We start from the raw sequence: 9527 nt of genomic DNA, 5'->3' as shown, positions 1-9527 counted from the left end.
GATGTTGCCCAGAGCCACAGACACACGCTCAGAAAGGGAAAGGTTCAGGTTGTCCGGACGCACCCAGGAGATTCAGAGGCTTATAGGTCGCTCCCTGCGCGCTGTTGTCGATTTAAAATTGCTGGGAGAGCGGACAATAATTATCGATTGCGATGTCTTGCAGGCTGATGGCGGCACGCGCACAGCTGCCATAACCGGAGGCTTCATTGCTCTGGTCGATGCAATACGAAAGTTGAAAAGGGATAAGAAGATTGCTTCCTTTCCGGTAAAAGACTACCTGGCTGCTACCAGCGTGGGGATTGTTAAAGGAGAGATGCTTTTAGATCTAACTTTTCAGGAAGACAGTTCTGCTGAAGTAGATATGAATGTGGTTATGACCGGAAAGGGAGACCTCGTGGAAGTTCAAGCTACTGGTGAAGAGGCCACCTTTTCTGAAAAGAAGCTACTGGAGATGCTGGGGCTTGTCAGTAAAGGCATTACGGAATTGATAACGATGGAAAAAGAAATTCTGGGAGATTTAAAGTAGCGAAAGATATTTATGTTAGAAATTGTGCTTGCCACTCGAAATCGGGACAAGATTAGAGAGATTAAGAAGATGCTCAATGGTATCAATGCCAGTTTGCTCTCTTTGGACGATTTTCCCGGGTGCCCTAAGGTGGTGGAGGATGGAGAGACCCTGGAATCAAATGCTAAGAAGAAGGCGCTGGTAGTTTCGCAGTATACGAAAAAGTTCTCTCTGGCTGAAGATACTGGTTTAGAAGTAGAGGCTTTAAGCGGAGCTCCGGGTGTACATTCAGCGCGGTTTGCTGGCGATAACTGTACCTATGAAGATAATAATAAGAAACTGTTGAAAGTTATGGAGAAACTGTCTCTGGGAGAGAGAAGAGCCAAATTCAGATGCGTGGCTGCTTTAGCCAGGCCCGAGGGTGGAGTGGTAACTTGTGAGGGTGTATGTGAAGGGATAATTGCTTTTGAAATGAAGGGAAAGAGTGGTTTTGGCTACGACCCCCTGTTTCTTTTACCAGAATACGACAAAACCTTTGCCGAGCTGGGAGAAGAGTTTAAAAACAGGATAAGCCATCGAGCACAAGCTCTCGGCAAAATTAAAGAAATAATTAATAATTTGTAGCAGCAAAGTGTCAGCTTTGCTTTTCTTTTTACTCCAGAGTCTTCTGGAGTAGCGAAACTTGTTTCGCGATAATCTCATTGACAGAATATGAGAATAGGTGATAAAATAAATTGTTTAGGCGGGGCGTGGCTCAGTTTGGTTTAGAGCACTGGCTTTGGGAGCCAGGGGTCGTCGGTTCGAATCCGACCGCCCCGACCATGAAAATGAAAAAATAGGGACAAAATAGGGACAGCGACCATTTTTATACATCAGTCGTGCCAGTTAAAAAATATAGGTAGAGATAGAATGTCCTACTATAAGAATGTATTATGTGTTTATCCACATCAGAAAGGAATTCCAGAGAAAAAATATTGTCCTCCTATTGGGTTGGAATATATTGCCACTGTCTTAGAGGGTTTAGTTGAGAAAGTCACACTTATTGATATGAGGTTTGAGCTGAATCTGGATGATTTTATTGAAGATGACAACATAGACTTAGTCTGCTTGTCTGTAAACTGGGATTACCAACGAGAGGCTGCTATAAACATTATTACCCGGATTCCTTCTAATATTAAGGTCATTGTGGGAGGAAGATATGCCACGGTTTCTGTAGAGGAGCTTTTTGCAGCAGCTTCTAATATAGATATTATTGCTAGAGGAGATGGAGAGGAGATTATTTGGGATATAGCCTCAGGCCTTCCTCTTAGGGAGATTAGCGGCATTTCCTACCGTGAAGGTGGCAGAATTATTCATAATAAAACTCGTGACCTTTCTTCGTTGAACGACGCTGTCTATCCTAATAGAAAGATGAGGCGGGTTAATTATAGGCTTTTATATAAAAATATCGACCTAGGTCTAAACATGGACTTTATTTCAACCTCCAGGGGTTGTCCTTATAATTGTAAATTCTGCACTTTTACTAATAATCCCTTAGGACAGAAAAGAAGTTGGAATGGAAGATCAGCGCGCTCTGTTGTTGAAGAGTTAAAGACTATTGATGCTGAGTTCATCTTTGTAGTAGATGACAATTTTGCTGCAGATATGAACAGGGTCGAAGAGATTTGTAATTTGATAATTGCCGAAGGTATTAAAAAGATATTTGTGGTTGCCTTAAGGCTTGAGATTTATAAGTACCCACAAATCTTAAAGAAGATGTTCCAAGCCGGCTTTAAGATACTTTCAATAGGAATTGAATCAGCCCAAGACAAAACCTTAAAAACAATGCAAAAAGGATTTGATGTTGCTTTAGCTGAGAGGGCTTTTTCTGAGATCAGGAAGATAAATTTTTATAATCATGGCTATTTTATTGTTGGCTGTATAGGAGAGAGCGAGTCAGAAATGTTGGAGATTGCCCCTTTTGCTAAAAGGCTTAAATTGGATACTATCAATCTCAGTCTATTGAGGACAGAGAAATATTCACCTCTAAATGAATTCATCGCCAGGTCCAGAGGGTATTATGTGGGTGAGGGCAATATAATATGTTCTGAAGAATACCCCTTAGAAATATTGAGGTCTATTAGACATCGTATAAGTAGAAGCTACTATAATTTTCCTGCTATGCTAAGGATAACAAAGAAGATATTCACTGCTCACATAATAAAGTTCCGTTATCTGGTTAAACTGATAGTTATTTTTTCCTTAGGGGGAATTTTAAACAACAAGAGAAAGAAGTATCAGACTTATAGCTGAATTCACTTCGCCTAACCACGATGAATCGGGGTTCGTAAATGTCCAGACGTTATGTGAAATTTTGGTGTCTACAGAACACAATAAACAGGAGGTAATTGTTTATGGACAAAATCAAAATAGGGATTGTAGGAGTTGGTAACTGCGCAAGTTCGTTACTCCAGGGTATTGAGTACTATAAAAATAAAAATAGCAAAGAAGCTATTGGATTAATGCACTGGGACATCGGTGGTTACAAACCATACGATATCGAAGTGGTGGCTGCTTTTGACATTGATAAAAGAAAAGTGGGAAAGGATGTGTCTGAGGCTATATTTAAACTTCCAAACTGTACGACAGTATTTTGCAATAATGTACCTAAAGCAAATGTGAAAGTGAAAATGGGGAAAATACTCGATGGTTTTGCAAACCACATGAAAGATTATGACGATAAGTATACATTCATTTTAAGTGATGAAAAAGAAACATCTAAAGAAAATATAATCAATGTATTAAAAGAATCAGGGGTAGAGATGCTTTTAAATTATCTTCCAGTAGGTTCTGAAGAAACTACAAGGCTCTATGCCGATTGCGCCCTTAAATCAGGTATGGCATTTATAAATAATATACCTGTCTTTATAGCCAGCGATCCTGAGTGGGCAAATAAATTTAAAGAAAAAGGTATACCGATAATAGGTGATGATGTAAAAGCCCAGCTTGGTGCCACTATCACCCATAGAACATTATCCGATTTGTTCAAGAAAAGAGGAGTAAAATTAGAAAGAACTTACCAGCTAAATACAGGGGGCAATACTGATTTCCTCAACATGCTTAACAGAGATAGACTTGCCTCAAAAAAGAGGTCAAAAACCGAGGCGGTACAGTCGGTTCTTGCTGAAAGGCTGGAATACGAAAATATACATATTGGGCCCAGTGATTGGGTGCCCTGGCAGAAAGACAACAAGGTTTGCTTTATCAGGATGGAAGGTAAACTTTTCGGCGATGTTCCCATGAACCTCGAATTGCGGCTTTCTGTTGAAGATTCTCCCAACTCTGCAGGGGTGGCAATAGATGCGATTAGGTGTTGTAAGCTGGCTTTTAAGAGAGGGCAGGGAGGTGTTTTGTATTCACCTTCTGCATACTTCATGAAACATCCACCGCAACAGTTTACTGATGATGAGGCGTATAGGATGACTGAGGAATTTATTGCCGGAAAGAGGGAGAATTAAGATGAAATGCCTGCTCATCGCTGCTGGACGAGGAAAAAGATTAAAAACTTTGGGCGATGCAAAACCCCTTATTCCTCTCCTGGGATTATCCTTTATCGAACGGGTGATATTAACCGCAAAGAAGAGTGGTCTTACTGATTTCTATGTGGTAACAGGATACAACGGGGAGAAGGTAAGGAAATATCTTAACAAATTTAGCCAGAGGAGAAATATAAATATAAGCCATATCACAAATGAAGAATGGGAAAGGGAAAATGGTTTATCAGTTCTTAAAGCAAAAAAACTATTAAATGAGAATTTTATTCTTTTGATGGGGGATCATATCTTTGACGAATCGATACTGGTAAAACTAAAGAATGAAAGAATAGCCGATGGCGAAGTTATGCTGGCTGTAGATTATAACATTAAAACCAATAAGCTTGCTGATGTTAATGATGTTAGCAAAGTTCTTGTCGAAGACAACAGGATTTTAGATATAGGAAAGAATATCAAGAAATATAACGCTTATGATACAGGGATTTTTCTTTGTTCTCCGGCAATATTCAGCGCCATCGAAGAAAGTTTAAAGAGTGGCGATAGCTCCCTTTCAGGGGGAATAAGGGTACTAGCCAATAAGGGAAAGGCTAAAACATTTAATATTAAAGATGATTACTGGATTGATGTGGATGATGAGAAGACATTTAAAAAAGCGGAAAACAAGCTTTTGGATACTTTGAAAAAGACCTCTGATGGACCTGTATCAAGATACTTAAACAGACCCATATCAATTAGGATTTCAAAGTATCTTGTAAAAACTAATATTACTCCAAACTTTATGTCGTTTTTTTCCTTTATCCTTGCTATGCTGGGCGCTTTTTTTTTCTTTTTAGGAGGATATATTAATTTAGTTATTGGAGGAGTACTGGCACAAGGAGCATCTGTTATTGATGGCTGTGACGGAGAAATAGCCCGGGTAAAATTTCAAAAAACCGATTTCGGAGGATGGTTTGATGCAGTATTAGACCGCTATGCCGATGCATTTCTTCTTTTTGGACTGACTTGGTACGTTTACGCTTCTGATGCTGATTGGTTAACCCTGGTCGTCGGTTTCCTTGCCATTATCGGTACGTTTATGAATAGCTATACAGCCGATAAATATGATGGGTTAATGAAGGAAAAACTCAAAGAAAAAGCTTACTGGAGAAGCGGGCGTGACGTGCGGATATTTATTCTATTTCTGGGTTGTTTAATCAACCAACCATTTTTTATCTTGCTGGCAATAGCTTTTCTAACGAATATAGAAAATGTCAGGAGAATAATCGTTCTTTATAAAAATGAATAAAATAGCAACCGTAAAAAATAGAACAATAAGAATAATTAATAAATCTTCGGTACCCGAAGACCCAATACATGCTAAAAACACATTGGAATGGCTGCGTAGATTAAAACCTGATGCTAACGAGACACTGCAAATTGCAACTTTGGGCCATGATATAGAAAGAGCTATCGAAGAACGGAAAGTTAAGCGTAAAGATTACCAGAGTTATTATGAATTTAAAGATGCGCATGCCTTAAATAGTGCCAAAATTATGAGAGAAATAATGAAAGAGCACAATATGAATAAAGCAATGATTGAGAAGGTGTTTTTTCTTGTAAGACATCGTGAAAACGGAGGGACAAAACTTGCTGATGTATTAAAAAATGCCGATAGCATTTCATTTTTTCATGTTGGTTTGCCCTTTTATCATATCCGACATAATCTTGAACAGACAGAAGAAAGATGCTTATGGGGTCTAAAAAGGCTGCCCCAGAGCCTGCGACGGATAGTTGCTAAGTTTAACTATCGTAATCCAAAACTTAACTCTTTTATAAAAAACAAGATTAGAGAGTTAGATAATTATAATACCGACTCCAGAAAACGAAACTGGGTGGGGATTAGCCGACATCCCTGAGAGTCGGGAAAAGGGAAGAGATGAAAATCGCATATGTGTCAACCTATCTTCCTCAGCAGTGCGGGATAGCTACCTATACTGATTACCTCATTCATGGAATAGAAAAGGTAGACCCTGCATCAGAAATTAAGGTTGTAGCTGAGAAAGGAGCATCTCCTATAAACAGGGAAAAGTTTGAAGTCGTTCCCTGTTGGGATAGAAATGAAGACTATGTAGAGCCCATCATCAGACATACAAAGGGTACAGATGTCGTCCATATTCAACATGAATACAGTATATACAAATTTGATGATAGGTTACCCACCCTACTTGAGAAATTAAATGGGACTGTTAAAAAGGTTATAACTATCCACTGTGTGAGACCAAGCCAATTTTCTGAAAGAGGAGCGGTGGATGAGAATTTTGCCAAGAGAATTTCCGGGTTTGCTAATGAGGTCATCGTCCATCTTCCTTCCCAGGCATCGATACTGAGACGACTGGAAATACCGACAAAAAAGATTCACGTTATTCCCCATGGGACAGAGCTTAGTGATGAAAATAAGAAGGATTCCCGGAAAAAGCTAAAACTTCCTGAGAATGGTAGGATAATCCTTATGTTTGGCTTTATCAAGCGCCATAAGTGTCTGCATATAGTCCTGGAAGCGCTCGATGAAATCCGCAGGAAAGTTGAAGATGTATATCTATTTGTTGCCGGAGGTCTTGCTCTTAACGCTAAAAAAGAAGATAAGGATTATGTCGAAAATATTAATGAGAAGATAGAAGAGCTCGCTCTTCAGAAGAACGTTATATTCCCGAATAGATTTTTTCCCAATAGCGATGTGCCCTATTTGTTTGGCGCATGTGATGTTGTCCTCTTTCCCTATTATGAAGAGGACCGCTCTGCATCTGGTTCTCTTCATTTGGCGATAGGTGCGAAAAAGCCTGTTATTGCATCAAGAATACCTAAATTTGAGGAGTTAAGGAATATTTGTGATGAACTACTCGTTCTTCCATATAACTCTTCTGGAATTGCCAGGATAGCTATTCGTCTTTTTGAAGACCCGGAATTTGGAGAATACGTGTTTGAAAGAACAGAGGAGTATCGGAAGCTTACTTCCTGGGAAGCCGTAGCAAGTCAACACTTAGAATTGTATAGAAGAAGGCTGAAATGAAAATAGCAATACTCTCCAGGTGGAATACAGCTTGTGGTGTATCATTTCATGCTGAAAGTGTTGGCAGATAATGGGTAAAGAATGGGCATAGCTTAACTGTCTTTGCCCCTAACAATATAAGACCTGTAGGCAGAGACGAAGCTTACGTAATTAGATGTTTTAGTGATGAAGGTGACCATACAGAGACATTTTTTCATCCCCAACCTTTTTTGGATACAGATTACGAAATACTGGTTGTGGAACGAGTGGAGTGGGTGCCATTAGAATCACTGAAAGAGATTTTCCCGGAAATTAAGAAAAAGGCAAAAATAGTTTACGTAGTGCACGAAAGAAAGCTTCCCGCTAATCCTCTATTTTATGAGTTTGAATGGGACGCTATAGTCTGTTTTGATAATCGCTATAAGCAGGAATGGCTAAGCAGGTTTGATAAAAATAAGCTCCACATAATTCCTTATCCTACAGGATACTTGTCCAAAGGAGATAAACAGAAAGCAAGAAAAGAATTAGATTTACCATTAGACAAAAAAATAGTGTTCAGCTATGGATGGGCGCCAGAATTGCATATTTTTCCCATGCTTTCTGTAATGCAAAGGTTAAATGAGAGTTTTCCATTCATCTACCTTTATCTTAGCTGAGCCAAAGTATATTGTCGCAGACATCAAAAGATTGAGAACTTATAACTTCATAGAGTTGAGGTACGAGCTTCCTCCGCTGGAGCGCATTTATACTTATCTTCACGCATCCGATGTCTATCTTGCACAAACAGAAAGATGAGATAAGAAAAGGTGAAGCTGTAGTACCCAGTGCTATTCTGATGTGTCTGGGTGCCTTAACTCCAGTAGTGACCTCAGACATAGAATTTAGCTCACTTTTTGACAGAGAAGTTATGAAATATTCAAATGAAGATGCACTTTATAAACTGCTAATCAGGATATTTGAAGACGACAAAGTCATTACCGAAACTCTAACTTCGGCTAAGAAGTATGTAACTGAACACTCCCCGAAGAAGATTGCGGGAGAATTCATAAGGTTGTTTAATCAACTACTATGACAGGAAGTAAAATAACGCCTTCTTTAGAGCAGTCAATTGAAAAATTAGGTAATGGTAGAGTCATTCAATTAGCATCAGGGGAATCTATTTTTAAACTGGATTCTTACCCGGAAAATCCTGTTGTGAAACCTGAAGATATTGGTCTCACCTGGGAGGCGGATAAAGAATTACAGATAGGCGCAGTGTTTAACCCGGGAGCTGAAGTTTTTAAGGACAAAGTGATTATTCTTCCACGATGCCATAAGAATTATACAAGAATAAAATATTTCGATACCAAATTAAATAGAGAAAGATACCGGCCTGACGAAAACTATATTTCGGAAATCTGGCCTTTGATTAGTGAGGATGGGCTCAAATTCGAGAGGCTTAAAAATACAGTCATCCGGGGCGACGGCACAGACCATCAGGATTTTATCTATGGGATAGAAGACATAAGAATTATCAAGTACAATCAGAAGTATTTGCTAATCGGCTGCGGCAAAACAAAGCCCCCCTTTACTACGGGCGGAAATACTGATAGAGTAGCCGTGTATTCTACAAAAGATTTTGCCAATATTACTTATCATGGAATGATTGGGTCTTTTGATAGCCGAAACGCAATTCCCTTTCTTGTCAATGAGAAATGGTATATATTCTTGAGATTTCATCCTGACATTCATCTGGCTTTACTCGAGGAAGGAATAGAGCAACTATTAAATCCTTCCAGATACGTAAAGTATTGGGAAAAGATATATGAACAGCGAAAGGAAAATCTATTTCTTGAAGCTGGGAAATACCCGCATGAACAGGAAAAAATAGGTCCAGCTAATCCTCTCATCAACACGGATAGGGGCTTTCTGTTTATATACCATGCTGTAGGGAAAATAGGTTCAGACATCGCGAGGGAATACGGACTTAGAGAGCCGATTGAAAGAGGTTATTCCATATGCGCAAGCTTGTTAGACCCGGAGAATCCCAAAAAGGTTCTCTCGAGAACCAAAAACCCAATCTTCATTCCAGCAAAGCCCTATGAACTCTATGGTAACAACCAATATGCGGTTGATGTGCCAGCAGTAATCTTTCCCGTAGGTGCTATTGTAAGGAATGGTAAGCTCCTCCTCTATTGTGGGGCTGGCGACAAATATATCACGCTGTTAAGCTGTAGTCTAAATAATTTAGTTAATTATTTGTTCGAAAATTGTAGAATATCCCAATGAAATTATATAATGGAGTGTAAAACGCCCCGACAAGTCGGGGTACCTTTGTCCCGACTTGTCGGGACACTCCAAAACTAAAATTAACTGAATTTCGATTGAACGACGTACTTAAAATATGTAAAATAGATAACCTATTCGGCACTTCCCATTGCGGGCGCCATTTGGAACTGGTGTTGTAGATGTGCTATGGTAGAGT

At 39.3% G+C, this 9527-nt stretch carries 10 protein-coding genes and 1 tRNA gene; all 11 read left to right on the top strand.

The features are described from left to right. The coding region (gene rph / locus VMW39_05890) for a ribonuclease PH (GenBank protein HUW23541.1) at positions 1 to 526 on the top strand (526 nt) is incomplete at its 5' end. A gap of 12 nt (positions 527 to 538) precedes the next feature. Next, positions 539 to 1129: an XTP/dITP diphosphatase gene (locus VMW39_05885; GenBank protein ID HUW23540.1), complete on the top strand. Its 591-nt coding sequence runs from the start codon at positions 539 to 541 to the stop codon at positions 1127 to 1129. 119 nt (positions 1130 to 1248) lie between these two features. After that, positions 1249 to 1327: transfer RNA gene (locus VMW39_05880), tRNA-Pro, on the top strand. A gap of 87 nt (positions 1328 to 1414) precedes the next feature. Next, a complete protein-coding gene (locus VMW39_05875; protein ID HUW23539.1) occupies positions 1415 to 2797 on the top strand; it encodes a radical SAM protein in 1383 nt (460 codons plus the stop codon). Positions 2798 to 2898: 101 nt separating this feature from the next. Continuing rightward, positions 2899 to 4002: an inositol-3-phosphate synthase gene (locus VMW39_05870; GenBank protein HUW23538.1), complete on the top strand. Its 1104-nt coding sequence runs from the start codon at positions 2899 to 2901 to the stop codon at positions 4000 to 4002. Between the two features lies 1 nt (position 4003). Further along, entirely contained in the window at positions 4004 to 5323 is a 1320-nt protein-coding gene (locus tag VMW39_05865; GenBank protein HUW23537.1) for a CDP-alcohol phosphatidyltransferase family protein, read from the top strand. Next, entirely contained in the window at positions 5316 to 5933 is a 618-nt protein-coding gene (locus VMW39_05860) for a DUF4202 family protein (GenBank protein HUW23536.1), read from the top strand. Before VMW39_05865 ends, VMW39_05860 begins: the two co-directional genes overlap by 8 nt. A 20-nt stretch (positions 5934 to 5953) precedes the next feature. After that, complete coding sequence (locus tag VMW39_05855) at positions 5954 to 7084, top strand: glycosyltransferase family 4 protein (protein ID HUW23535.1); 1131 nt, start codon at positions 5954 to 5956, stop codon at positions 7082 to 7084. 236 nt (positions 7085 to 7320) lie between these two features. Beyond that, positions 7321 to 7719, top strand: coding sequence for a hypothetical protein (locus tag VMW39_05850; GenBank protein HUW23534.1), 399 nt, complete (start codon positions 7321 to 7323; stop codon positions 7717 to 7719). Positions 7720 to 7838: 119 nt separating this feature from the next. Then, entirely contained in the window at positions 7839 to 8135 is a 297-nt protein-coding gene (locus VMW39_05845; GenBank protein HUW23533.1) for a hypothetical protein, read from the top strand. Further along, a complete protein-coding gene (locus VMW39_05840; protein ID HUW23532.1) occupies positions 8132 to 9331 on the top strand; it encodes a hypothetical protein in 1200 nt (399 codons plus the stop codon). Before VMW39_05845 ends, VMW39_05840 begins: the two co-directional genes overlap by 4 nt. The last annotated feature ends 196 nt before the right edge of the window (positions 9332 to 9527 follow it).

The organism is bacterium (assembly GCA_035530055.1).
Lineage (GTDB): Bacteria > UBA6262 > WVXT01 > WVXT01 > WVXT01 > WVXT01.
This window is presented reverse-complemented; position numbering and strand designations above follow the sequence as displayed.